The organism is Acidovorax sp. NCPPB 3576 (assembly GCF_028473605.1).
Classification (GTDB): domain Bacteria; phylum Pseudomonadota; class Gammaproteobacteria; order Burkholderiales; family Burkholderiaceae_C; genus Paracidovorax.
On record NZ_CP097267.1, the window covers coordinates 2350353 to 2376748 of the forward strand.

Annotated in this window: 18 protein-coding genes; 12 read left to right on the forward strand and 6 right to left on the reverse strand. The window is 65.5% G+C overall.

Annotated elements, in window-relative coordinates:
• Positions 1 to 47: 47 nt before the first annotated feature.
• Positions 48 to 683, reverse strand: coding sequence for a GntR family transcriptional regulator (locus tag M5C98_RS10820; protein WP_272552711.1), 636 nt, complete (start codon positions 681 to 683; stop codon positions 48 to 50).
• 123 nt (positions 684 to 806) lie between these two features.
• Between M5C98_RS10820 and scpA the strand changes: the two genes are divergently transcribed.
• From scpA to bioB, 8 genes are all read left to right on the forward strand, one after another.
• Positions 807 to 2972: a methylmalonyl-CoA mutase gene (gene scpA, locus M5C98_RS10825; protein ID WP_272552712.1), complete on the forward strand. Its 2166-nt coding sequence runs from the start codon at positions 807 to 809 to the stop codon at positions 2970 to 2972.
• A gap of 61 nt (positions 2973 to 3033) precedes the next feature.
• Complete coding sequence (locus M5C98_RS10830) at positions 3034 to 3498, forward strand: GNAT family N-acetyltransferase (RefSeq protein ID WP_336298498.1); 465 nt, start codon at positions 3034 to 3036, stop codon at positions 3496 to 3498.
• Positions 3499 to 3614: 116 nt separating this feature from the next.
• Positions 3615 to 4655, forward strand: coding sequence for a methylmalonyl Co-A mutase-associated GTPase MeaB (gene meaB, locus M5C98_RS10835; RefSeq protein ID WP_272553250.1), 1041 nt, complete (start codon positions 3615 to 3617; stop codon positions 4653 to 4655).
• Positions 4656 to 4687: 32 nt separating this feature from the next.
• Complete coding sequence (locus tag M5C98_RS10840) at positions 4688 to 6220, forward strand: acyl-CoA carboxylase subunit beta (protein WP_272552714.1); 1533 nt, start codon at positions 4688 to 4690, stop codon at positions 6218 to 6220.
• Positions 6190 to 6774 (forward strand): NYN domain-containing protein, encoded by a 585-nt coding sequence (locus M5C98_RS10845; protein ID WP_272552715.1) that lies wholly within the window; start codon positions 6190 to 6192, stop codon positions 6772 to 6774. Before M5C98_RS10840 ends, M5C98_RS10845 begins: the two co-directional genes overlap by 31 nt.
• A gap of 74 nt (positions 6775 to 6848) precedes the next feature.
• Positions 6849 to 8897 carry an acetyl-CoA carboxylase biotin carboxylase subunit gene (locus M5C98_RS10850; protein ID WP_272552716.1) on the forward strand — a complete coding sequence of 683 codons (2049 nt, stop codon included), beginning with the start codon at positions 6849 to 6851 and terminating at the stop codon, positions 8895 to 8897.
• Between the two features lie 191 nt (positions 8898 to 9088).
• Positions 9089 to 9565, forward strand: coding sequence for a VOC family protein (locus tag M5C98_RS10855; protein ID WP_272552717.1), 477 nt, complete (start codon positions 9089 to 9091; stop codon positions 9563 to 9565).
• Positions 9566 to 9908: 343 nt separating this feature from the next.
• On the forward strand, positions 9909 to 10967 hold the full coding sequence (bioB, locus tag M5C98_RS10860) for a biotin synthase BioB (protein ID WP_272552718.1): 1059 nt from the start codon (positions 9909 to 9911) through the stop codon (positions 10965 to 10967).
• Positions 10968 to 11002: 35 nt separating this feature from the next.
• Here bioB and ligD read toward each other — a convergent pair whose 3' ends face one another.
• Positions 11003 to 13558, reverse strand: coding sequence for a DNA ligase D (gene ligD, locus M5C98_RS10865; protein ID WP_272552719.1), 2556 nt, complete (start codon positions 13556 to 13558; stop codon positions 11003 to 11005).
• A 403-nt stretch (positions 13559 to 13961) separates the two neighbouring features.
• On the opposite strand from ligD, the gene M5C98_RS10870 reads away from it, so the two are divergent.
• The 4 genes from M5C98_RS10870 (at position 13962) to M5C98_RS10885 (ending at position 22227) form a co-directional block, all read left to right on the forward strand.
• Entirely contained in the window at positions 13962 to 16484 is a 2523-nt protein-coding gene (locus M5C98_RS10870) for a type VI secretion system Vgr family protein (protein WP_272552720.1), read from the forward strand.
• 35 nt (positions 16485 to 16519) lie between these two features.
• Entirely contained in the window at positions 16520 to 16951 is a 432-nt protein-coding gene (locus M5C98_RS10875; RefSeq protein WP_272552721.1) for a DUF1795 domain-containing protein, read from the forward strand.
• Positions 16952 to 17016: 65 nt separating this feature from the next.
• On the forward strand, positions 17017 to 21801 hold the full coding sequence (locus M5C98_RS10880; protein ID WP_442867261.1) for an RHS repeat-associated core domain-containing protein: 4785 nt from the start codon (positions 17017 to 17019) through the stop codon (positions 21799 to 21801).
• A complete protein-coding gene (locus M5C98_RS10885) occupies positions 21802 to 22227 on the forward strand; it encodes a VOC family protein (protein ID WP_272552723.1) in 426 nt (141 codons plus the stop codon).
• 13 nt (positions 22228 to 22240) lie between these two features.
• On the opposite strand, the gene M5C98_RS10890 is transcribed toward M5C98_RS10885, so the two are convergent.
• The 4 genes from M5C98_RS10890 to M5C98_RS10905 all read right to left on the reverse strand — a co-directional run bounded on the left by M5C98_RS10890 (position 22241) and on the right by M5C98_RS10905 (position 26305).
• Entirely contained in the window at positions 22241 to 23254 is a 1014-nt protein-coding gene (locus M5C98_RS10890) for a Bug family tripartite tricarboxylate transporter substrate binding protein (protein ID WP_272552725.1), read from the reverse strand.
• Between the two features lie 315 nt (positions 23255 to 23569).
• A complete protein-coding gene (locus M5C98_RS10895; protein ID WP_272552727.1) occupies positions 23570 to 24034 on the reverse strand; it encodes a nuclear transport factor 2 family protein in 465 nt (154 codons plus the stop codon).
• Positions 24035 to 24155: 121 nt separating this feature from the next.
• Entirely contained in the window at positions 24156 to 24563 is a 408-nt protein-coding gene (locus M5C98_RS10900; protein ID WP_272552728.1) for a sensor histidine kinase, read from the reverse strand.
• 392 nt (positions 24564 to 24955) lie between these two features.
• The gene (locus M5C98_RS10905; RefSeq protein ID WP_272547823.1) at positions 24956 to 26305 is read right to left on the reverse strand and encodes an IS5 family transposase; all 1350 of its coding nucleotides are present in this window, start codon (positions 26303 to 26305) and stop codon (positions 24956 to 24958) included.
• Positions 26306 to 26396: the final 91 nt, after the last annotated feature.

Genomic DNA, 26396 nt, shown 5'->3' on the forward strand with positions numbered 1-26396 from the left:
GTGCGCGGCGGGCTTGGCGCAGCCCAGGCTACGGAGCCGCCAGCCGGTCAGGCGGCGGCTTGCAGCCCGTTGGAGAAGTGTTCGCGCATGGCCGACGCGGCAGCCTGCGCATCGCGCGCCTGCAGGGCGGCCAGCACCTGCCCGTGCTCGCGCAGCGATTCTTCGATGCGGCCTTGCTTGAGCAGCGAGTTGTGGCGGTTGAGCTTCATGACCTTGCGCAGATCGGCCACCATCTGGTTGCGCCAGCGGTTGTCGGCCAACTCCAGCACGCGCATGTGAAAGCGCTCGTTCACCGCGAAGAAGCGCTCGCGGTCGGCCACGCTGGCGGCCAGTTCGCGGTGCAGGCACTCCAACTCGCGCAGTTGCTCCGCCGTGGCACTGGCGGCGACCACGCCGGCCGCGTCGCTCTCCAGCAGCGCCAGCAGGTGATAGACGTCGCGCAGGTCTTTGTCGGACACCTCGGTCACGTAGGCGCCGCGCCGCACCTTCATCGTCACCAGCCCTTCGGCGGCCAACACCTTCAAGGCCTCGCGCAGGGGCGTGCGGCTGATGCCGAACTCCTCGGCGATGCGCAGCTCGTCGATCCAGCTGCCTGGCTCCAGTTCTCGCCGAAAGATGCGCTGGCGCAACTGCTCCGCCACCTCTTCATAGAGGGCGCGGGGGGTGAGTGTGGCGGCTGACATGGCCGGAATGTACCGCAGAAAAACTATAAATTAATAATTACAGAGCGGTTAGAATCGCCTCACTTTGCCAATCCGTTGCAGCGCCGCCGCGCTTTTCTCGCCACCCGTGAAGCCCTTCCAGATATGAGCAGCAACACCCCATCGCCTTCTTTCGCTCCCGCCGACCTCGCCGCCTGGACCCGGGCCGCCGCCAAGTCGGCCCCCGGTGGCGATGTGGCGGCGTTGAACTGGGTGACGCCCGACGGCATCACGGTCAAGCCGCTCTACACGGCCGAGGACACGGCGAACCTGCCTTACGCCAACACGCTGCCGGGTTTCGAGCCCTACCTGCGCGGCCCGCAGGCCACGATGTACGCCGTGCGGCCCTGGACGATCCGCCAATACGCGGGGTTTTCGACCGCGGAAGAATCCAATGCCTTCTACCGAAAGGCGCTGGCCGCCGGCGGGCAGGGGGTGAGCGTGGCGTTCGACCTGGCCACGCACCGTGGCTATGACAGCGACCACCCGCGCGTCACGGGCGACGTGGGCAAGGCGGGCGTGGCGATCGATTCGGTGGAGGACATGAAGATCCTCTTCGACCAGATTCCGCTGGACAAGGTGAGCGTCTCCATGACGATGAACGGCGCCGTGCTGCCGGTGCTGGCCGGCTACGTGGTGGCCGCCGAAGAGCAGGGCGTGCGGCAGGACCAGCTGTCGGGAACCATTCAGAACGATATTCTGAAAGAGTTCATGGTGCGCAACACCTACATCTACCCGCCCAAGCCTTCGATGCGCATCATCGGCGACATCATCGGCTACACCGCGCGGAACATGCCGAAGTTCAATTCCATCTCCATCAGCGGCTACCACATGCAGGAAGCCGGCGCCAACCAGGCGCTGGAGCTGGCCTTCACCCTGGCCGACGGCAAGGAATACGTGAAGACGGCCATCGCCTCGGGGCTGGACGTGGACGAGTTCGCCGGGCGCCTGTCGTTCTTCTGGGCGATCGGCATGAACTTCTACCTGGAAGTGGCCAAGATGCGCGCCGCCCGCCTGCTGTGGTGCCGCATCATGAAGGCCACCGGCGCCAAGAACCCCAAGAGCCTGATGCTGCGCACCCACTGCCAGACCAGCGGCTGGAGCCTGACCGAGCAGGACCCCTACAACAACGTGGTGCGCACCACCATCGAGGCCATGGCGGCGGTGTTCGGCGGTACGCAGAGCCTGCACACCAACGCCCTGGACGAGGCCATCGCGCTGCCCACCGAGTTCTCGGCCCGCATCGCCCGCAACACGCAGCTCATCATCCAGGAAGAGACCCACATCACCAATGTGATCGACCCCTGGGCCGGCAGCTACATGATGGAGAAGCTCACGCAGGACATGGCCGATGCCGCGTGGACCATCATCGAAGAGGTCGAGGCCATGGGCGGCATGACCCAGGCGGTGGACAGCGGCTGGGCCAAGCTCAAGATCGAGGCGGCCGCCGCCGAGAAGCAGGCGCGCATCGACTCGGGCAAGGACGTGATCGTGGGCGTCAACAAGTACAAGCTGCACAAGGAAGACCCGGTCGACATCCTGCAGATCGACAACGTGAAGGTGCGCGACGGGCAGATCGCGCGCCTGAAAGCCATTCGCGACAAGCGCGATGCAGGGCAGGTGCAGCAGGCGCTGGATGCCCTCACGGCCGCGGCGGAAAGCGGCGAAGGCAACCTGCTGGACCTGGCCATCCAGGCCATGCGCCTGCGCGCCACGGTGGGCGAAGTGTCCGATGCGCTGGAAAAAATCTACGGCCGCCACCGTGCCGACACGCAGAAGGTGACGGGCGTGTATGCCGCCGCCTACGACTCGGCCGAGGGCTGGGAGCAGCTCAAGGCCGAGATCAACGATTTCGCCGAAGCCGAAGGCCGCCGCCCCCGCGTGATGATCGCCAAGCTCGGCCAGGACGGCCATGACCGAGGCGCCAAGGTGGTGGCCACGGCCTTCGCCGACCTGGGGTTCGACGTGGACATGGGCCCGCTCTTCCAGACCCCCGAGGAATGCGCGCGCCAGGCCATCGAGAACGACGTGCATGCCGTGGGCGTCTCCACCCTGGCGGCGGGGCACAAGACGCTGGTGCCGGCCATCATCCAGTCGCTCAAGGACCAGGGCGCGGACGACATCATCGTCTTCGTGGGCGGCGTGATCCCGGTGCAGGACTACGACTTCCTCTACGAGGCGGGCGTGAAGGGCGTGTACGGCCCCGGCACGCCGATTCCGGCCAGCGCCAAGGACGTGCTGGAGCAGATCCGCAAGGCCTTTGCCGCATGAAGACCGCGACCGTCGGCCGGGCGACCGTGCGCGCGCCATGGCGCCGCCTGGAGGTGCCGCATTGACCTCTCCTGCGTTCACCTGGCATCCGGTGGCTGAAGCGGACTTCGAGCCCATGCTGGCGCTGCGCACCGCGGCCATGCGCGAAAGCCTGGAGCGCGTGGGCCGCTACACGCCCGAGCGTTCGCGCGAGCGGCTGCGCGCGGCTTTCACCCCCGAACACATGCGGCACCTGGTCGCACCCGACGGGCGGCGCATGGGCTTCGTCACCGTGCTGTCCGAGGGCGACCGGACGCTGCGGCTGCAGCACCTGTACCTGCACCCCGACTGGCAGGGCGCCGGCGTGGGTGCGGCCGTGCTGGCCCAGGTGCAGGACCGGGCGCGCCGCGAAGGGGCCGTGCTGCGCGTGACCGCGCTGCAGCGCAGCGATGCCAACCGCTTCTACCAGCGCCACGGCTTCGTGCAGACCGGCGAGGAAGACGTGGACGTGCACTACGAGTGGCGGCCCGAAGGGCGGGCCGAATGAGCGTGCCGGTGCCTTCGTCCGCTTCTTCGCCGGTGCCTTCGCCCCATCGGCAACCTTCTGCCGGCGGCTGGCTCGACGGCATCCTGCACGGCGCCGAGGCCGTCCAGCGCCGGGCCATGTCCAAGGCGATCACGCTGCTTGAATCGACCCGTGCCGACCACCGTGCGCAGGGCGACGAGCTGCTCACCGCCTTGCTGCCGCACACCGGCCAGTCGTTTCGCCTCGGCATCAGCGGCGTGCCGGGCGTGGGCAAATCCACCTTCATCGAAGTGCTGGGCCTGCACCTGATCGGCCTGGGCCACCGCGTGGCCGTGCTCACCATCGACCCGTCCTCCACCGTGTCGGGCGGCTCCATCCTGGGCGACAAGACCCGCATGGAACACCTGTCCATGCACGAGAAGGCCTATATCCGACCCAGCCCGTCCAGCGGCACCCTGGGCGGCGTGGCCGAGAAGACGCGCGAGGCGATGCTGGTGTGCGAAGCAGCAGGCTACGACATCGTCATGGTCGAAACCGTCGGCGTGGGCCAGAGCGAGATCGCCGTGGCCGGCATGACCGACATGTTCGTGCTGCTGCAGCTGCCCAACGCGGGCGACGACCTGCAGGCCATCAAGAAAGGCGTGATGGAGATCGCCGATCTGGTCGTCATCAACAAGGCCGACATCGACCCGCACGCCGCCACCCGCGCCGAGGCGCAGATCACTTCCAGCCTGCGGCTGCTGAGCCAGCACGGCAACCCCGAGCGCTCGCTGGGCCACCCGCGCCACGCGCCGGCAGCGGGCCACGGCGAAGCGCAGGTTGAAAGTCCAGCCGAACCACTGGCTCCGCCCGACACCGCCCCCTGGCAGCCGAAGGTGCTGCAGATCAGCGCGCTGCAAGGCAAAGGCATCGACGCCTTCTGGGCCGCCGTCAGCCAGTTCCGCCGCCTGCAGACCGCCAACGGCCGGCTTGCCCGCCGCCGCGAAAAGCAATCGCTGGCCTGGATGTGGGAGCGCATCGAGGCGGGCCTTCGGCACGCGTTTCGCCAGCACCCCGAGGTGCGGGCGCTGCTGCCCACGCTGCAGGCGGATGTGGCGGCGGGGCGCATTGCCGCATCCACTGCAGCACGAAATCTGCTCGCAGCACAAGAAAAATCCCGGCATGCTGCTATTAAATAAATAGCAAAAAATCACCACCGAAAGAGCGACCCATGCAAGACATCCTCGAACAACTGGAGCAAAAGCGCCAACTCGCCCGCCAGGGCGGCGGACAAAAGCGCATCGACGCGCAGCACAAGAAGGGCAAGCTCACCGCGCGCGAGCGCATCGAACTGCTGCTGGACGACGGCACGTTCGAGGAATGGGACATGTTCGTGGAGCACCGCTGCACCGACTTCGGCATGGAAGGCCAGAAGATCCCCGGCGACGGCGTGGTGACCGGCTACGGCATGATCAACGGCCGCCTGGTCTTTGTCTTCAGCCAGGACTTCACCGTGTTCGGCGGCGCGCTGTCGGAAACGCATGCCGAGAAGATCTGCAAGGTCATGGACCAGGCCATGAAGGTGGGCGCGCCCGTCATCGGACTCAACGATTCGGGCGGCGCGCGCATCCAGGAGGGCGTGGCATCGCTCGGCGGCTATGCCGACGTGTTCCAGAAGAACGTGCTGGCCAGCGGCGTCATTCCGCAGATCAGCATGATCATGGGCCCCTGCGCCGGCGGCGCCGTGTACTCGCCCGCCATGACCGACTTCATCTTCATGGTCAAGGACAGCAGCTACATGTTCGTGACCGGCCCCGAGGTGGTCAAGACCGTCACGCACGAGGAAGTCACGGCCGAGGAGCTGGGCGGCGCCGGCACCCACACCACCCGCAGCGGCGTGGCCGACATGGCGTTCGAGAACGACGTCGAAGCGCTGATGATGCTGCGCCGCCTGTACAACTACCTGCCGCTCAACAACCGCGAAAAGCCGCCCGTGCGCCCGAGCAACGATCCGGCCGACCGCATGGACATGAGCCTGGACACCCTCGTGCCCGAGAACCCCAACAAGCCCTACGACATGAAGGAGCTGATCGCCAAGGTGGTGGACGACGGCGACTTCTTCGAGCTGCAGCCCGACTATGCGAAGAACATCGTCATCGGCCTGGCGCGCATGGAAGGGCAGACCGTGGGCATCGTCGCCAACCAGCCGCTGGTGCTGGCCGGCTGCCTGGACATCAAGAGCAGCATCAAGGCCGCGCGCTTCGTGCGGTTCTGCGACGCGTTCAACATTCCCGTGGTCACCTTCGTGGACGTGCCCGGCTTCATGCCCGGCACGGCCCAGGAGTACGGCGGCATCATCAAGCACGGCGCCAAGCTGCTGTATGCGTATGCCGAGTGCACCGTGCCCAAGATCACCGTCATCACCCGCAAAGCGTATGGCGGCGCGTATGACGTGATGAGCTCCAAGCACCTGCGCGGCGACGTCAACCTCGCCTGGCCCCACGCCGAGATCGCCGTGATGGGCGCCAAGGGCGCGGTGGAGATCATCTTCCGCGAAGACAAGAACGACCCCGCCAAGCTCGCCGCCCGCGAGGCCGAGTACAAAAAACGTTTTGCCAACCCGTTCGTCGCCAGCGCCCGCGGCTTCATCGACGACGTGATCCTGCCGCACGAGACGCGCAAGCGCATCTGCCGCAGCCTGGTGATGCTGCAGGGCAAGAAACTGGAGAACCCGTGGCGCAAGCACGGGAACATTCCGCTGTGAGCGACGGCAAGCCGATGAAAACCGTCTGGATCGTCGATGGCGCGTACCTGTTCAACTATGGCAAGGGCCGACCCTTCGACTACCTCAAGCTCAAGAACGAGATCACCCGGTTGAACGGCGGGCCGATCCACGAGAGCTACTACCTGAACTCGGCGACCGACCCATCGACGGACGCCCAGAACGCGTTCCACTCCTGGATCAAGACCGCACCGCCCATCGGGCCGAAATTCCGCGTGCAGCTCTACAAGCTAAAGAAGATGCACATGAACTGCCCCAACTGCGGCCATTCGTTCGACCGCTGGGTGCAAAAGGGCGTGGACGTGGGCATTGCCACGCTGATCATCAAGCTGGCGGCGCAGAACGTGTACGACCGGCTGATTCTTTCGGCTGGCGACGGAGATTTCGAAGACGCCATTTCGTATGTGAAGTCCGAGCTGCACAAAGAGGTGTGGGTGTCGGGCTCCACGGCCAACCTGTCGCCCGACCTGCAGTCGTACTCCGACAACGTGCTGTGGATGGAAGACATGAGCCCGGCCATCGATCGCAATTCCTGAGCGCTGAGCCCTGTGCCCTGTGCCGCAGAAGACGCCAGACAACGCCTGTTAGAACACATCCAACCGCCAACACCATGTTCACCAAAATCCTGATCGCCAACCGGGGCGAAATCGCGTGCCGGGTCATCGCCACCGCCAAGAAGATGGGCATCGCCACCGTGGCGGTGTATTCCGATGCCGACAAGGAAGCGCGCCACGTCAAGCTGGCCGACGAGGCCGTGCACATCGGGGCGGCGCCCAGCCGCGAGAGCTACCTGCAGGCCGACCGCATCATCGCGGCCTGCAAGCAGACCGGCGCGCAGGCCGTGCACCCGGGCTACGGTTTTCTGTCGGAGAACGAAGCCTTCGCCAAGCGCGTGGAGGAGGAGGGCATCGTCTTCATCGGCCCCAAGCACCATTCCATCGCGGCCATGGGCGACAAGATCGCCTCCAAGAAACTGGCGAACGAGGCGAAGGTCAGCACTATTCCCGGCTGGAACGACGCCATCGAGTCGGCCGAGCGCGCGGTGGAGATCGCCCGGGACATCGGCTATCCCGTGATGATCAAGGCGTCCGCCGGTGGCGGCGGCAAGGGCCTGCGCGTGGCGTACAACGACAAGGAGGCCCTGGAGGGCTTCACCTCATGCCGCAACGAGGCGCGCAACAGCTTCGGCGACGACCGCATCTTCATCGAGAAGTTCGTGCAGGAGCCGCGCCACATCGAGATCCAGGTGCTGGGCGACAGCCAGGGCAACGTGATCTACCTGAACGAGCGCGAATGCTCCATCCAGCGCCGCCACCAGAAGGTGATCGAGGAGGCGCCATCGCCCTTCATCTCCGACGCGACGCGCAAGGCGATGGGCGAGCAGGCCGTGGCCCTGGCCAAGGCGGTGAACTATCAGAGCGCCGGCACGGTGGAGTTCGTGGTCGGCAAGGACCAGGACTTCTATTTCCTGGAGATGAACACGCGCCTGCAGGTGGAGCATCCGGTGACGGAATGCATCACCGGCCTGGACCTGGTCGAGCTGATGATCCGCGTGGCTGCGGGCGAGCCGTTGCCGCTCACGCAAGCGGATGTCAAACGCGATGGCTGGGCCATCGAGTGCCGCATCAACGCCGAAGACCCGTTCCGCAACTTTCTGCCCTCCACCGGCCGCCTGGTGCGCTTTCAGCCGCCGGAGGAGTCGATGTTCCAGGCCGACACCACGAAAAAGCTGGGCGTTCGGGTGGACACGGGCGTGTACGAGGGCGGCGAGATCCCGATGTACTACGACTCGATGATCGCCAAGCTCATCGTGCACGGCCAGGACCGGGACGATGCCATCCACAAGATGCGTGCGGCGCTCAACGGGTTCGTGATCCGCGGCGTGGGCAGCAACATCCCGTTCCAGGCCGCGCTGCTGGCCCACCCGCGTTTCGTGGCGGGCGATTTCAACACCGGCTTCATCGCCGAGAACTACAGCCAGGGCTTTGCCGCGCAGGACGTGCCGCACGACGATCCGCTCTTTCTCGTGGCGCTGGCGGCCTACATGAACCGGCGCTATCGCGCGCGCGCCTCGGGCATCAGCGGGCAACTGGCCGGCCACCACGTGAAGGTGGGCGAGCAGTTCGTCGTGGTGGTGATGGGCCACGAAGGCCGCAACGAGCACCATGCGGTGTCGGTGACGGACTTTCAAGACAAATCGGGCTCCAGCGCCGTATCGGTGGGCGGCAACAGCTATCAGATCAGTAGCGCCGCCACCCTGGGACAGATCCGCGTGCAGGGACAGTGCAACGGCGCGGGCTTCACCGCACAGGTCGAGCGCGGCACGCCGCGCAGTCCGCTGGCGCTGCGCATCGCGCACAACGGCACGCAGATCGATGCGATCGTGCTGTCCCCGCTGGGCGCGCGCCTGCACCAGTTGATGCCCTACAAGGCGCCGCCGGACCTGAGCAAGTTCCTGCTGTCGCCCATGCCCGGGCTGCTGGTCGATGTGGCGGTGCAACCCGGTCAGGCGGTGCAGGCTGGCGAGAAGCTCGCGGTGATCGAGGCCATGAAGATGGAGAACATCCTGTTCGCCACCCAGGACGGCATCGTGGGCAAGGTGGTCGCCGGCAAGGGCGAATCGCTGGCGGTGGACCAGGTGATCCTGGAATTCCAATGAGCGCCGCGCGCGGTGTCGCGGGCAGGGCGGGCAGGGCGGGCAGGGCGGGCAGGGCCCGACCCGGCCGGCACCGCGTGGCGCATGCCTGGGTGGTGGCGCGCGTTGCAGATCAGGCCATTTTTGGCCTGCGGCGCATATTCCACTAGGGCACACTGCTATAAAAATCATAGTAAACCATTTTTGGAGCCCGCATGGCAAACCCCATCACCGCACGCCCGTTCAAGGTCCTCGGCATCCAGCAAGTCGCCATCGGCGGCACCGACAAGGAGCGCATGAAGGCGCTGTGGGTGGACATGCTGGGCCTGGAGCAAACCGGCACCTTCCGCAGCGAGCGCGAGAACGTCGATGAAGACATCCTGGCCATGGGCCGGGGCGCGCATGCGGTGGAGGTGGACCTGATGCAGCCGCTGGACGAGGACAAGAAGCCAGCCGTGCACACCACGCCGCTCAACCACATCGGCCTGTGGATCGACGATCTGCCCCGGGCGGTGGAATGGCTCGCGGCGCAGGGCGTGCGCTTCGCACCGGGCGGCATTCGCAAGGGCGCGGCGGGGCACGACATCACCTTCCTGCACCCCAAATCCAGCGCGGAGTTTCCGATTGCGGGAGAAGGCGTGCTCATCGAGCTGGTTCAGGCCCCCGCGGACGTGATTGCGGCGCTGGGTTGACGCGTCAAGCCCTTGCCTCGCGGCCGCATTGGCGTTAATTGCACGCAACTCCGGACCTCGCAGACCGGCCCGATGAGGTGTTTTCGGAAAGATAGGCGCTGCTTCGCGACAGAAGGCGACATGGGTTTGGCGGGTGTGAGATCGTGCTGACAACGTCTTGAAACCTCGCTTAAAAATCCCTAACGGTGCTTGGCCGTTGGCTGCAGATAACGGCGCTCCATTCCGGTCGGGTTTGTGGGCCTTTGATCTGGATTTGCATGGCCGGCTCCGCCAGAATCTGCGCCTGCCACGACCGGCCTATTTGCCGGATTGCCGAAACCAGACAAGAAAGGGCCCGCCCACCATGCCGACCACTGCCATTCCTACACCCTCCGCCGCGGCACAGGCCGTGCAACTGCATCGCCGCCCGCCTGCCGCGATCCAGCCCGCAGGCCCCTGGTCCGTCGAGGCCATCCAGGCGCTGCTGGACAAGCCTTTCATGGACCTGATGTTCCAGGCCCAGAGCGTGCACCGCGAGCACTGGCCCGCCGGTGACATCGAGTTGGCCACGCTGCTGTCGGTGAAGACGGGCGGCTGCCCTGAAAACTGCGGCTACTGCCCGCAGTCTGCCGAGTTCGACACGGGGGTGAAAGCCGAAAAGCTGATGAGCGTGCAAGAGGTGACCGCTGCCGCCCAGGCCGCCAAGGATGCCGGTGCCACCCGCTTTTGCATGGGCGCCGCCTGGCGCTCGCCCAAGGACCGCGATATCGAAAAAGTGAGCGAGCTGATCGGTGCCGTCAAAGGGCTGGGCATGCAGACCTGCGCCACGCTGGGCATGCTCGAATCGCACCAGGCGCAGGCGTTGAAAGACGCCGGGCTCGACTACTACAACCACAACCTGGACACCGCGCCCGAGTACTACACCGACGTGGTCAGCACCCGCGCCTACCAGGACCGGCTGGACACCCTGCAGCACGTGCGCGGCGCCGGCATCAGCGTGTGCTGCGGCGGCATCGTGGGCATGGGCGAGGCGCCGGTGCACCGCGCCGGCCTGATCGCGCAACTGGCCAACCTGAATCCCTACCCCGAGTCAGTGCCCATCAACAGCCTGGTGCGCGTGCCCGGCACCCCGCTGGCCGACAGCGAGCCGGTGGACCCGCTCGACTTCGTGCGGGTGATCGCCGTGGCGCGCATCACCATGCCCAAGGCCCGCGTGCGCCTGTCGGCTGGCCGCCAGCAGATGGGCGATGCCGTGCAGGCGCTGTGCTTCATGGCGGGCGCCAATTCGATCTTCTACGGCGACAAGCTGCTGGTGACGGGCAATCCGGAAGGCGAGGCCGATGTGAAACTGCTGGCCAAGCTGGGACTGAAGGGGCACCGCACGAGCCGCGCCGAGGCGGACGAACTGTCATTGCAGGCTTGAACTAACTGCGCCTGCTGCGGCCCCGCGGCCGCTGCTCACGCCTTTGGCGTGTATTGCAGCAGGCGCATGGCGCCCGCGATCGACACCGCAGCGCCCGAATAGTTCTCCCACGGGGTGTTGCCGATGCGCAGCCGCTCGTCCACGTTACGCACCGTCCATTGCGCACTGCTGGCGAGCGCTTCCAGCTCCTTCCAGGCCAGTGGCACCGAAATGCCCAGGCCCGGCCGCGAGCGGGCCGACCAGGCGCTGACCGTGGTGGCGCTCAGCCCGTTGCGCAAATAGTCCACGAACACTTTTCCCACGCGGTTGCGTGGGCCGCTCTTGGCCACGAACAGCGCCGGAATGGTGCGGGCCATGTGCTGCACGATGGCCTGCGAAAACCCCTTGACCGTGTTCCAGTCGTGCCGCCGCTGAATGGGCACCACCACATGCAGGCCCTTGCCGCCGCTGGTCTTGAGGAATGACGGAAGGCCCAGTTCGGTCAGCATCACGCGCATCAGGGTGGCGGCCTCCTGCATGCGTTCCCAATCGAGACCCTCGCCGGGGTCCAGGTCGAACGTCATGCGGTCGGGCCGGTCGATGCGGTCCTTGCGGGCATTCCAGGTGTGGAACTCCACCGTGTTCATCTGCGCGGCGGCCAGCAGGCCTTCGGGCGCCACCACCTCCAATAGCGGCGGGTGATCGGGGTACAGCGATGCCTTGAGCGGCTGCACGCCCTGAAGGTTGCCTTGCTCCTGGTGGCGCTGGAAGAACAGCTCGCCACCGACGCCGGCCGGCGCCCGCACCAGCGAGACGGGCCGCTGGTGCAGGTGCTCCATCATCAGCGGCGCCACCAGCGCGTAATAGCGCACGAGGTCGATCTTGGTGGTGCCCGATTCCGGGTCGATGACCCGGTCGGCATGGGTCACGCGCAGGGTGTCCGCTCGCGCGGTCGATGGCTTGGCGCGGGTGGCGGCCTTGGCCCGTGCCTTGGCGGGAAGAGGGTGCTCGTGCACGATGTCCTTGGCGGGCTTGTCGTCCCGCAGGCCGCGGAACACGGCGTGGCGGATGCGTTCGCTGTGCGTCCAGCTGGCGAAGGCCACCTCCGCCAGCAATAGCGGCCGCACCCAATGCACCTTGGCCGCGCCCCGCGCCGCGTTGGCGAACGGGCTCTTGGAGATCGTCAGTGCCCCCAGGCGCTCGCGCAACTGCGCCAGGCTGCGTTCGTTGAACCCGGTGCCGACATTGCCCACGTAGCGCATGCTCCCGTCATCGTCCTGCACGCCCAGCAACAGCGCGCCGATGCCGGTGCGCGTGCCCCTGGGCTCGGTGTAGCCGCCGATCACGAACTCCTGGCGCTGGCCGCATTTGAGCTTGATCCAGTCCGCCGTGCGGTGCGATACGTAAGGTGCACTCTTGCGTTTGCCGATCACGCCTTCGAACCCGAGCCGGCAGGCCGAGGCGATGAGTTGTCCGGGTGCGGCATCGAAGGCTTCGCTGAAGCGCACCCTCTGCCCCTCGCCATCGGGCACGATGGCGCGAAGGGCCTCGCGGCGGTCCGTGACAGGCAGTGCGCGCAGGTCGGCCCCGTTCAGGAAAGGCAGGTCGAACGCGTAGAACACCAGCCCTGCGGCGGCGCCGGTCTCGAACGCGTTCTGCAGCGCCTGGAAGTCGGGCATACCCCGGCGGTCCATCGCCACGATTTCGCCGTCGATCCATCCGCTGTCGATGGGGAGTTTTTTCAGAGCCTCGGCGAGCTGCGGCATCTTGTGCACCCAGTCGTTGCCGTTGCGGGTGAACAGCTGCACCTGGCCTTGGTCGATGCGTGCAAGCAGGCGGTAGCCGTCGAATTTGAGTTCGAACAACCAGTCTGCAAGGTCGGGTGGCGGGCCCTGAACCAGCGTGGCGAGTTGCGGGCTGAGCTTGGCGGGCAATTCGGATTTGACTGGTTTGGCACGCTGGGGGGCCTTCGGCGCGCGGGCTTTCCGAGGAGCCGGTTTTTCCGACAAGGGCGCCTGGCCAGGTACACCCGGTGGATCGGGCAGGGAGCTCACGCTGTCGGGCATTTCCTCCACCACGTTGAACTCGGCTGCCGGGCGCTCCAGACCGTCATGCTCTTTGATCAGCAGCCACGGCGGCTGCCGCTCTTCCTTTTGGCCGCGTCGGTGCATGCGCACCAGGGTCCAGCGCCCCTGCAGCTTGTGGCCGTGGATCTCGAACTTGAGTTTGCCCGCCTGGTAGCCCTTCACGGGGTCTTCCAGCGGCACCCAATAGCCCTTGTCCCAGATGATGACTTTGCCTGCACCGTATTGCCGCGCCGGAATCTGCCCCTCGAACTGGTTGTAGGCAATGGGGTGGTCCTCGACTTGCACGGCCATGCGCTTGTCGGCCGGATCGAAGCTGGGCCCCTTGGGCACGGCCCAGCTTTTCATGGTGCCCTCCATCTCCAGGCGCAGGTCGTAGTGCAGCCGGGTGGCCCAGTGCTTTTGGATCACGAACCGCAGCGCATCGGCGCGCGCCTCGGAGCCGCCTCGCGGCTCGGGGGTGATCGAGAAGTCGCGCTTTTGTTCGTACAGCGTAAGGGCGGCGGGGGTGGTGGGGGTGCGGGCCATGGCGTTTGGGGATGGGTGGAAACAGGATGGCCATGCGAATCATCTCGCAGAGTCTTGGTCGGTCGGCAAGGTAGCAGTGGCGAAAGGATCTGGGGTGTAGGAAACGAGCGCAACGCGTGTGGCTCGGGCTCGAATAATCATTTCTTCATCCTTTGTCACTGCATTCAATAATCCGTCGATATATTCCTACGTCTGATTAAAGAGAGGAAGATTGTTAAAAATTAACCAATCTAATTAAGGGAAATCGAGTAAGTGATTTCACCTATTGATTTAAATTGATAAATTGCTATTCGAGCGGTTCTAATTACATTTAGAGTCAAATATGGATTAACGATATAAGACGTAAGGGATATCATCAGCCACACCATTCCCGTTACAAATCCGGCATGGCCGGCCACCCTCCATGACACGCCGAGTCACCATCCAGACGCCCCTGGGCGAGCAGTTGCAGTTTCGCCAGCTGCAGGGCAAAGAAGCGCTGAGCGAGCTGTTTTCTTTGGACGTGGACCTGCTGAGCGAGAGCAAATCCATCGACCCCAAGGCCCTGCTGGGTAAGAGCGCCACCATCGTGGTGGAGACCGAAGGGGGCGGCACGCGCTATCTGGACGGCATCGTCACGCGCTTCGGGCTGCAGGGCCAGGACCACCGCTTCTACACCTACAAGGCCCGCCTGAGCCCCTGGCTGTGGCTGGCCACGCGGCAAAGCGACTTCAAGATCTTCCAGAACAAGACCGTGCCCGACATCATCGAAGAGGTGCTGGGCAAATACGGCTACCCGCTGCAGCGCAAGCTCACCCAGAGCTACCGCACCTGGGACTACTGCGTGCAGTACAACGAGACCGACTGCGCCTTCGTCTCGCGCCTCATGGAGCACGAGGGCATCTACTACTTCCACGAGCACAGCGCCGGCCAGCACGTGCTCACCCTGGCCGACGACATCGTCGCCTCGCACAGCCCGCTCGCTGGCGCTGCCGTCATCCCGTTCTACCCGCCCGAGAAGGCCGCCGTCGCCGACAAGGAAAACATCCACGCCTGGCAACTGGCGCAGGAGATCAAGCCCGGGCGGCACTACAACGACGACTACGACTTCAAGAAACCCAAGGCCGACCTGTCCAACATGCGCCAGACCCCGCCGGGGCATGCGCACGACAGCCACGAGATCTACGAATGGCCGGGCGGGTACACCGAGTTCGGCGACGGCGAGGCCTACGCGCGCTCGCGGCTGCAGTCGAGCCTGACCGGGCACAGCACCGTGCGGGGCGAATCGCGCCACCGGGCGCTCGCCCCCGGCTACACCTTCACGCTGGAGAACCACCCTCGCGAGGACCAGAACCAGCAATACCTGCTGACCGGGCTGGAATACCACTTCAAGGAAAACCCCCAGGTCAGCGCCGTGGCGCCCGGCCCCAAGGGCACGCCGCAGGAAGAGGGCTCGTTCCAGAAGTTCACCCTGCAGGCCCAGCCCACCAGCCTGCCCTACACGCCGGCGCGCACCACCCCCAAACCCAAGACCACCGGGCCGCAGACCGCGGTGGTGGTGGGCCCGCCGGGCGAGGAGATCTGGACCGACCAGTACGGGCGGGTGAAGGTGCAGTTCCACTGGGACCGCATCGGGGCGATGGACGAGAACTCCAGCTGCTGGGTGCGGGTGTCGCACCCGTGGGCGGGGCTGAACTACGGCAGCATCCACATCCCGCGCATCGGGCAGGAAGTCATCGTGGACTTTCTGAACGGCGATCCGGACTACCCCATCATCACCGGGCGGGTGTACAACGGCATCCAGATGCCGCCGTGGAAGCTGCCGGACAACAAGACGCAGTCGGGCACGCTCACCAACTGGAGCAAGGGCGGGGGCGGGGCGAGCATGCTGCGCTTTGAGGACAAGAAGGGCATCGAGCACCTGGAGCTGTCCAACACCTACGGCAACACGTACCTGAACATGGGGTACCTGATGCACCAGGGCAGCGGCTCGCAGCGCGGGTACGGGTTCGAGCTGCGCACGGACCTGTGGGGGTCGATCCGGGCGGACAAGGGGCTGCTGATCACCACGTACCCGCAGGACTTCACCTCCAAGGTGGCGAGCAACAATCCGGATGGGTTCGATCAGCTAGGGGCGACGCTTGCCAACACCTCTTCGCTCATGCAGGAGGCCGGGCAGGCCGTGTCGTCGGTGAACGCCACGATCGGCGCATTGGCGGATGTCAAATCTTCGCAGATCGCCAGCATGGGGGCGGGCATCGCGGCCATGACGGGGGGCGCGGCGGGCGGGCTGGCTTCGCTGGCCAAAATGGCAAGTTCGGGCTCGGGTGGCGATGGAGGAGGGGGCGCGGAAACGGCCATGCCCACCAATACCGACCCTGCCATGCCGGATGCGCGTGGCCTGATGGATTTGTCCAAGGACATCACCAAGCCGATCGTGTCCATCGTGAGCCCGGAAGGGCAAAGCATGATCAGTCCCAAGCCCATCGTCGTCAGCTCGGGCCAGAGCACGTCGGTGCACGCCCAGCAGCACGTGACCATCTCCAGTGGCGCGCAACTCACGCAGTTGGCCAAGGCCGGCATGCTCACGCATGTGACTTCGGGCGGGCAAAGCAACATGGTCTCGGGCGGGGACGTGGCCTCCGTGGCCCAAACCGGCAACATGAATCTGGTGGCGGAGCAGAACATATCGCTGTCCTCCACCAGCCTGAACGCCAACGTGCTGGCCAAGGAAAACGTGGTGGTGAACGCGCAGAGCGACACGGTGTTCGTGAACGCTGGCAAGAACATCACGCAAGTGGCAGGAGAGAGCGTGACCCTGGTTTGCGGCGCCGCTTCCATCACTTTGAAGGCCGATGGCACGATCGTGCTCAATGGCGTGAAAGGCGTCTTCAACTTCCAGGACGACCTCGACCAGTTCGGGAAAAAGATCAACCTCAATTGCTGAGGCCTTCCGCCTGCGGCCTCATCCATAAGAAAACCATGCTTTATCACTTCCAAGAAGGCCACATCACGGCACCGCCCCATGTGACGGACCGCACCATGCACCTGTTGGCGCCCGAGCCCGGCTCCGGCGGCATGACCATCGCGATCTCGAAGGACCCGCTGGAGGCGGACGAAACGCCTCCGGAGTTCTTGAAGCGCCAGTTGAACGATCTTTCCCGGCAAGTGAGCAAATTCACCCGCAGCGAGATCGAGCCCGCCTTTTTGGGCGCGGGCCAACAGATCGGCGGATCGAAGTTCTCGGTGAGCTACAAGCAGCAGGGCAAGACCGTGTACCACGTGCAGTCGCTGTTCTTGCTGCCGGACACGCGCCAGGTGCTCAGCCTGACGTTTTCGCTGCCGGTCCCTTTCACCGATGAGCACCACAAGATGGTGAGCGATGTCTTGGGGAGTTTCGTCTTGCGTGAATGACGACGGGGCGACGTCCCGACCGCACGTGCCTGAAGGCACGGCTTGAAAAAAGATGGAGACAAAACATGGGCGGACAGGCGGCGGCGAGGCTGGGAGACGACATAGGGCACGTGTCAGTGTGGTCGAGGCTGGCGCGGGTGGGGTTGAGGCTGGCGTCGGGGATGGTGGAGACGTTGCTGGTGGCGGGAGCGGTGGCGCTGCTGGCGGGGGTGTCGGTGGCGACGATGGGGTGCGGGGCGATCCTGGCGTGCGGGTTGCTGGCCGGGTTCATCGGAGGGGCGACGGGCTGGAGCAGCTACAAGGAAAAGAAGATCCAGGAGATGACCGAGGACATCGGGGAGCTGGAGATCACGGGCAAGCTGGGTGCGCAGGGTGCGGGCACCGTGCTGATTGAAAACCGCCTGGCCATGCGGGCCGTCGCTGACTTCACTGCCTGCACCAAGCACCCCTCGCCCAACCCCAACTTCATCGCCGAGGGCACCGACAGCGTCTTCATCGAAACCTTTCCCGCTGCGCGCAAGGGCGACAAACTCGTGTGCGCCGCGCAGATCGCCACCGGGGCAGACACCGTCTTCTTTGGCGGCAACAAGACCGCCTACCTCAACGTCGCCGACGACAAGCTGTGGTGGGAGACCGCGCTGGAGATCGGCGTCGGCCTGGCCATGGGGCGCGGCAACTTCCTGGGGCGGGTGGGGTGCCTGGCCATGGGCGCCGTCGTCGGCATGGCCGGCGAGTGGCTCGGGCGCGGGTTCCGCTCCCTGATCGGCTACCCCGTGCACCCGGCCACCGGCGGCAAGGTCCTGGACGGCAGCCGCGACACCGACTTCATGCTGCCCGGGCCGCTGCCCATCGAATGGCGGCGCTTTTACAGCAACCACGACCACCGCCGGGACACCGTGCACGGCGAAGGCTGGAGCGTGCCCTACGACATCGAACTGCACGTCGTGCGGCCCGCGCCCGGCAGCGGCGAGGGCGGGCGCCTCATCTACGTCAACCCGCAGGGGCGGCACATCGAACTGCCTCTGGTCGAGCCGGGCAACGCCCTGTACAACACCGGAGAAGGCTTCATCGTCGGGTGCAGCGCCGGAGGGCACTTCGAAGTCAGCGGCCTGGACCACATCCACCAGCAATTCGGCCCCGCGCCCGAGGCGAGCGGCACCCATGTCCTCAAGCTGCTGCGCCTGCGCGACCGCTTCGGGCACTGGATCGCGCTGCGCTACGACCGCGCGCGGCGCCTGGCGGGCCTCACCGACCACCTGGGGCGCGTGCTGCGCCTGGACTACGCCGGCGAGGCCCGCCAGGTGCGCGCCATCCACCTCGTGCAGGCCGCGCCTGGCGAGCAGCTCGGCCTGCTGGCCAGCTACCGCTACGGGCCGGCCGACCCCGCGCCCGGCCAGCTCACCGAAGTGCTGGACCGCACGCGCACGCCCATCCGGCGCTTCGCCTACGCCGAGCGCCTCATGGTCCTGCAGGCCGATGCCGGCGGCTTGGAATGCCACTACGCCTGGGAGGGCGCCGAGCAGGCCAGCGGCCCCGAGCGCCAGGACGGCGCGCTCGGCCCCGACGGGCGGCGCCTGCGCGACCGGCGCGTCGTGCGCCACTGGACGGGCGACGGCGAGGCCTACGACATCGCCTACGCCCTCGCGCCAGATGGCCAAGGAGAGACCCTCGCCACCGACCACCTGGGCCGCCGCCAGCGCTGGCACTGGGACCGCCAGCACAACCTCACCCGTTATCAAAACCCCCTGGGCCACACCTGGCAGCTGCAATGGAGCGAGCGGCGCGAACTGCTCGCCTGCACCCGGCCCAGTGGCGCCACCACCACGTTCCAGTACGACGAGAACGCCCTGCAAAGCGGCATCGTCGATCCGCTGGGGCGCCTCACGCGCACCCTGTGGGACAGCCGCTGGTTCGTGCCCCTGCGCGTGAGCGGCCCGGACGGCGCCACCTGGCGCTGGGAATACGACGACCGGGGCCTGCCCACCACCGAAACCGCCCCGGACGGCCACACCACCGAAACCGCCTGGGACGCCAGCGGCCAGCCCGTGCAGATCACCGACGCCCGCGGTGGGCGCAGCACCCTCGTGTGGAACGAACGCGCGCTGCTCACGCGCCACACCGACTGCTCCGGGCAAAGCACCCACTACGCCTATGACGGCCAGGGCCAGCTGCAAAGCGTCACCGACGCGCTCGGGCAGGTCACCCGCAGCACCTTCGATGCGCGCGGGCGCCTGGTGTCCGTGGCGCTTCCCGACGGCAGCAGCCAGACCTTCGGGCACGACAGCGCCGGGCGCCTCGTGCAGCAATCCGATGCCCTGTCGCGCCTCACGCGCTACGGCTACAACGCGCGGGGCCAGCGGCTGTGGCGCGTGGACGCCGAAGGGCGGCAAAGCGGCGTGCGCTACGACGCGGCGCACCGCATGGCCGAGTTCACGACAGAAAACGGCGCCAGCTACCGCTTCGGCTACGACGCGGGCGACCGGCTCATCGCGGAAGAGCGGCTGGACGGCACGCGCATCGCGCTCGAATACGACGCGGACGGCCAGGTCACCGCCATCACCCACCACGCGGGCGGGGGCGACGACGTGTTAGGGGAGTTGGAAACCCAGGCCGCCGAAGGCACCCTGGCGCAGGGCGGCAAGGCGCGGCGCGCTATGGCGCCGCGGCGCACCGAACTCGTGCGCGACGCCCTGGGGCGCCTCACGGAAAAGCGCTGCAACGGCCAGATCCTGCGCTACCGGCACGACGTGGCGGGGCGGGTCGTGGAGGCCGTGCGCCTGCGCGTGGACGGGACGCTGCAGGAACAACGGCTGCACACCGTGCGCTTCGAATACGACGCCGTGGGCCACCTCATCGCAGAGCATTCCACGGATGCGCTCACCGGGCACACCCACCGCCTGAGGCACACGCACGACGCGCTCGGGCACCGCACGCGCACCGAACTGCCCGCCGTGGCCCGGCCCGGGGGGCGGGTGCTGCAGCGCAGCCTGAACTACCTGCACTACGGCTCGGGGCACCTGCACCGCATCGGGCTGGGCCTGCGCGAATCGGCTGGGGCCGAGGGAGCTGCCGAAGAAACAGACCGCGACGCCGCACCGCAAGCCAGCGAAGCGCACCGGCTGATCGCCGACTTCGAGCGAGACGCGCTGCACCGGGAGGTGCACCGCAGCCAGGGCAGCCTGGGCACGCGCTACTTGCTCGATCCGCTGGGGCGGCGCGTGGGCAGCTGGACGCGCTCGGATGCGGGCCTGCAGACGGCAGGCTGGGAGCGCGAATGGCACCAGCAGCAGGTGGAGCTGGCCGAGCACGGCCCCAGCCACGCCAGCGGCCTGCTCAAGCAATACCGCTACGACGCGGCGGGCGAGCTGCGCGACAGCGTGCACAGCCACAAGGGGCGCAGCAGCTTCCAGTACGACGGCACCGGGCGGGTGCTGCAGGCCGTGCGCCTGGGGCCGGGGGCGGGGCAGGGCGTGCCGAATGCATCGGGCGCATCGGGCGCCGAGCGGATGCAGGAGCGCTTCGACTACGACCCCGCGGGCAACCTGCTCGATCCGCTGGCGGGCAGCGCTTCGGGGGCGGGCGGCGGCGGCCCGGCCGGCGCTCGCTCGCAGGGCTACCTGCGCGACAACCTCGTGCGCGTGTACGAGGACAAGCGCTACGCCTACGACGGCCTGGGCCGCCTGGTCCAGAAAAAGAGCGGGCGGCACACGCTGCAGCACTTCGAGTGGGATGCGGAGGACCAGCTGGTGGCCGTGACCACGGTGCGGCGCCCGGGCACGCCGCAGGAAACCCGCCAGGCCACGCGCTACCGCTACGACGCGCTGGGGCGGCGGGTGGCGAGCGAGGACGCGTTCGGGGTGACGGAGTTCGTGTGGGAGGGGATGCGGCTGATCGAGGAGCGCCGCGGGGCGCGGGTGACGAGCTACGTGTACGAGCCGGGCGGGTACGTGCCGCTGGCGCGCATCGATGCGCAAGGGGGTGGGGCCGCCGAAGCCGTGCAGACGGCGGTGCCAGCCACGGGGCGGGCCAGGGAACAGGCCGTGTCACGGGGGGAGGAGCCGGGCGGCGCGCAGATCTACTACTTCCATGCCGACCCGTCTGGCGTGCCGGAGGAGCTGACCGACCCCGAGGGCCAGGTGCGCTGGCGCGCCAGCTACCGCACCTGGGGCGGGGCGCTCCAGGAGCAGTGGGAGGCGGTGCGCATCGACGGCAGCGCCATCCCCCAGGCGCAGGCGCATGGCCGGGGCGAGGCGATGGAGCAGAACCTGCGGCTGCAGGGCCAGTATCTGGACCGGGACACGGGGCTGCACTACAACACGTTCCGCTTCTACGACCCGGACATCGGGCGCTTCATCAGCGCCGATCCCATCGGGCTGGCGGGCGGCAGCCATCTGCATCTTTATGCGGCCAATCCTCTGCGATGGATCGACCCTTGGGGCCTTGATAAGTACGTCATCATCGGCGAGGGGCAGGGCGCAGTGGAAGCCTATGCAAAGACGATGAGAGAAAACCCCCGACTGGCGGGCCATGAGTTCAGGACAATCAAAAAAGACTGGGCTGGAATTATTCGTTCGAGTGGCGCTTCCACGGAAACCATGAGTTCCTATGAATGGGAGCGCAAGGCGGTGCAGGGCAATATCGACTGGGTCAACGACCGCCATGCAGAGGGTTATAAATTCATCGATATCGGAGCCGATGGGGCAGAAAACCGAAGCTCTTTTTATCTTGCGGAGAAACAGGCCTTGACGGATCTTGGCGTCAAACCGGCACGAGGCAATGCGGCGGCCATTGCTGCCGCGAGAGCGGCCGCCCCTGTCAGTGGTCGGCCGAAATCCAAACTGGGATGTTGAATGAATTCTTCTTTTGCTAACGACCACATCGCCACATGGATTCATGTACCGATACCCCGCCATGGCGAGGCGGTGGCGCGGGAGTTCTATGAGAAAAAAATAGGACTCAAAAGGAGCTACAGCGAGTTTTGGTTGGCAGAAAACGGCTTGGTGCGCCTGCAACTCAAGTTTGTCGAACACGTCGAAAAAATCAACGCGCTCCAGCCGTCGTCTTTGTGCAGCATTTTTCTGGAAGGCGACTTTCTCTCGGTTTGCGAGCGCTGGGTGCAAAAGGGCGTGTCCATCGAATTGCTGCAACTCGATCCTGGCGGTTTCACCGCCGTGGTGCTGGACCCCTTTTTAAATCGCCTTGAGTTTCGTGGCGATGAGGAATCCAGCGATTTATCGATCGACACCAGCGCATGGTCTTTTTTCCGGCGCTTATAGCCCTCTCAAATATTCAACCCATTCCTTCGGGCTTGATTTGTGCGCGTGCAATGACAGGTTTCCACCGCGCCTGCTCTGACTTGATGAAGGCGTCGAACTCCACACTGGTGTTGCCGACCGCCAAGGCCGTTTCTTGAGACAGCTTCTCCTTCACCAAGGCGCTTCTGGCCGCCTTGACCGCCTCGGCTTCCAACTTGGCAAGATGGTCTTTGGACCACTTGCTGGGTGCCAGCAACCCATACCACTGTGTCATTTCAAAGCCCTTGAACCCCTGCTCGGCCACCGTCGGCACATCCGGCAACTGTGGAAGCCGCTGCGCCGTGCCGGTAGCGATGCAACGCAATTTGCCTGCCTTGATGAAAGGCAGCAGGGCAGGGGCACCGACCGAGGCAGCCTGCAGGCGTCCCGCCATCAAGTCGGTGAGCATGGGCCCCGTCCCGCGATAAGGAACATGCAGCATGAACGTGTCCGTCACCATCTTCAAATATTCGAACGCCAGATGTCCGGCGCTGCCATTTCCTGCCGAGCCGTAATTCAGTTGGCCAGGCCGTGCTTTGGCGTAAGCAATGAACTCCGCCAGGCTTTTGATAGGCAAATCCGGATGAACCACGTACAAGCTTGGCACCTTGGACACCAGCGTGATGGGAGCGAAGTCGCGGTTGGCGTCGTATGCCAGCTTGGGAAAGATGTAGGGATTGACTGCCAGCGTACCGATGTGGCCCAGGATCAAAGTGTGTTCATCGGTGCTGTTGGCGACTTCCTGCATGGCGATGTTTCCCGCAGCGCCTGGTTTGTTGTCTACGAACACGTTCTGACCGATGGTCTTGGCCATTTCCGCGGCGACTGCCCGTGCCACGATTTCAGAACTGCCGCCGGGCGCGAATGGAACGACCAATCGAAGCGGTTTGGTCGGCCACGTAGTCTGCGCACTGGCGCTGCGGAATGGCAAACTGGCTACAGCGGCCAAAGAGCCCGAGAGAATCAGGCTGCGGCGGCTGAACATTGCCGTGGGTGAAACGCGTTGCATGGCTTGTCTCCAATTTGTTTTGGGTCGAGCGAACGAGTGGGGGGCACCTTTACAGAAGACCTGTGTCCAGCTTAATGCAAGGCCAGCGGGATGCAATGGCAGTTAAAACGGAGCTGTCCGACTTTTGGGTAACCCTGTATCGTTTAGTTGGCTTGTTTTGCCCCGCCGCTGATGCTTAAGGCGACTCGTTTTACGGGAGTGTCCGGAGATCCCATGGGCGCACCGCGGCGAGGTAGTCTTCCGCTAAGCGGGGCGGCCAATAGGCAGGCATATCGAACAGCGCTTCTTGACCTTCCCGGCCCGGCTGGTCCGGCGTCAGAACATGCCGTTGCCGTGAGCCATCTTATCGGGCACAGGCTGCATCACGTCCCAGTGCTCGACGATCTTGCCATTCTCAACCCGGAAGATGTCCATGATCGCGGTGCCGAGCTCACCCGGCTCGGGCAGCGAATGGACGTGTAGCACCACCAAATCGTCCTGCACGATGACGCGCTTGACGGTCGCCTTGAGGTTGGGGTTCTTCTGCTTGAGGTAGCCGCCGATGAACCCCTTCAGGCCCTCGACACCGTCGGCTGCGCGCGGATTGTGCTGGATGTACTTGGGGCCGATATAGGCGACGGCGGCTTCCACGTCTTTGCGGTTGATGGCGGCCTCGTAGAACGACAGCACGACGTCCTTGTTTGCCTGTTCCTGCGGCGTGAGTGAGGCCTGCGCGGCGGCGCTGCAGAGCGCAACCGCTACGCCCAAGGCAAATGAACGAAGAAGGCGGATCGAAGTCATGAAGAGCTCCTTGTGTTGGTGGAAAAGGAGTTGATTGTTAGGCGCTAATTTGTCGGGCATTTAGCCAATTTGTGTCGTAGCCGACACACGCCGTACGACGAGAGTCGCGTGTGCTGCGCGCTCAGCTGCGCGGCACGACTAGCTCCGCTCGCAGTCCTCCATCAGAGCGGTTGGCCAGCGTGACGCTGGCGCCTTGCCGATGCGCTAGTTCGCGTGCGATGTACAGGCCCAGACCGGCGCCGCCGGTGTTGCGGTTGCGCGAACCCTCTACACGGTAAAACGGCTCGAAAACGGCCTCCAGCTGCGCCGGGTCTATCCCCGGGCCTCGGTCTTCGACCGCGATGCGAATCTCCCTGCGGGTGGCATGCACGGAGACCTGGGCCGCGCCAGCGTAGCGCAGGGCGTTGCTCAGCAAGTTGTCGATGACCCGCCGGAGCGCGTCGGGCTGGGCTCGAACGCGCGCCTGCATCGCATCGCCCTCGGCAACAAGCACCTCGACCGGCTGGCTCTGCTCGACTTGGTCATCCACAAGGGACTGGACTAGCGCTCCTATAGTGTCTTGGCCAACAACTCGCGGACTTTGGGGTCCTGGCAGGGTTTCTTAACTCGCGGAGTTGATGCGCCTTGGAAAGCACAGCGATCCGGTAGCTGTCCGACAAAATAGACCTCGAATCCGCCAAACATTAAATCCTTTAAAAACAATCACTTAGCTAAATATCCAACTCGAAAGATAGGAGTTTCATGACGCAATCTGCGTCACGATTGTCCTCTCGAAATAGGCAGCGTCACAACATGGCTTGCTAACCGCAATCGCCGTCTAATGGCTTTCCATTTGTCGGCGTCACAGGTGCTTGCCACACGGATGCACCGCATCCGAGCCATCTCGTACTTAGTCCGCCCTGAACAATTCTGCTTTCAGCATCAGACGGGTCGGCGGTCATCAGGTGCTGCGACCAGTGCAGAGATGACTGCCTGCATGGACAGCCCGAATCGGACGCAATAAAGCCGCAGCGCGGCCAGGATCAGGCGCAGGTTGTGCCCGGCGCCGCACATCACCGCATGCAGCGCATCGCCCAGCGCACCCTTGAGCGGATTGCGACCCAGCCTGCCGTCCATCTTCATGTGGCCTATCGCTGGCTCGATGGCGCTTCTTCGCTTGATCATGGCCTTGAGCGTCCTCGTGATGCCCCGCTTCTGGCCCGAGCGCAGGATGCGCACGCCTTCGATCTCCACACCCCGGTAGCCCTTGTCCACGATGGCCGTGGCGGGCGGCCTGTCCGTGCCTGTGAGGATGCCCACCTGCTCCAGCGTCTGGGCCAACGTGTGGCCGTCGTAGGGGTTGCCCGGCATGGAGCGCATGCCCACCACCAGGCCTTCCTTGAGCGTGGTGGCGATGCTGACCTTCACGCCGAACTCGTAGGGTGTCCTGGCTTTGCCCTTGCTGATGCACTCCACCTCGGGCGCGTGCAGGGCGTACAGCTTGCTCTTGTCCTTGGGTGCCTGGGTCAGGATGCGACCTGTGCGCTGCAGCAGGTCCAGGACCTTGGCTTTGGCCGCTTCGGGCAGCACGTGCAGTTGGCGCTGCACCTCGCGGTGCACCCGCCCGACACGAGTGCGCAGCGTGCGCACGGCCTTCTTCATGCGCTTGAATTGCCTGGCGTGCGCGTAGCGCCCGATCTGCACGGCCAACCGAGGGGCCACCCGGTTGTAGTTCTGGCGCAGCCGCAGTCCGTTGTCCTCGGCCGCCTTGACCAAGTGCTGGCGACTCTTGTCCAGCAAGCGGCTGTCGGTGGGGTGCGCAATGGCCTTGGGCATCACCGTGGTGTCCACGATCACCTGCTGCGTACTGGCCTTCTGGATCACGCCGCCCTGGCGGGCAGCGTCGATGCTGGCGGCCAGCAGCGTCTCCACGCCTTCTTCGCCGATGCGCTTTCTCCAGCGCGTCAGGCTCGACGGATCGATGGGCGCCTCGGTCTGCAGGTAGGTCTCGCCGCAGAAGAACTGCCAGTACGGGTTCTCCACCCACGTATTGACCACGGCTTCGTCGGAGGCGTCGAACGTGTGCTGCAGGTACAGCAGGCCGGCGACCAAGCGCGGCGGCAAGGCCGGCCGGCCACGCACAGAAGTGAACGACACCGCGAACGTGCGCTCGATCTCGGCCCAGTCGATCAGCGCCGCCAGTCGGACCAGCGGGTGCTGCATGTTGATCAACTCGTCGAGCCGGGAGATGAACAACTCGCCGCTCTGCGGCTGTGAAGGCTTCGGACCCATCGAACTCCTCGGGGCGATTTGCAAGAAAACAGGTACTGGAACAACCATACCTTGCAAATCCTGCGTCCATCAAACCGAAGAACTGCAAGCC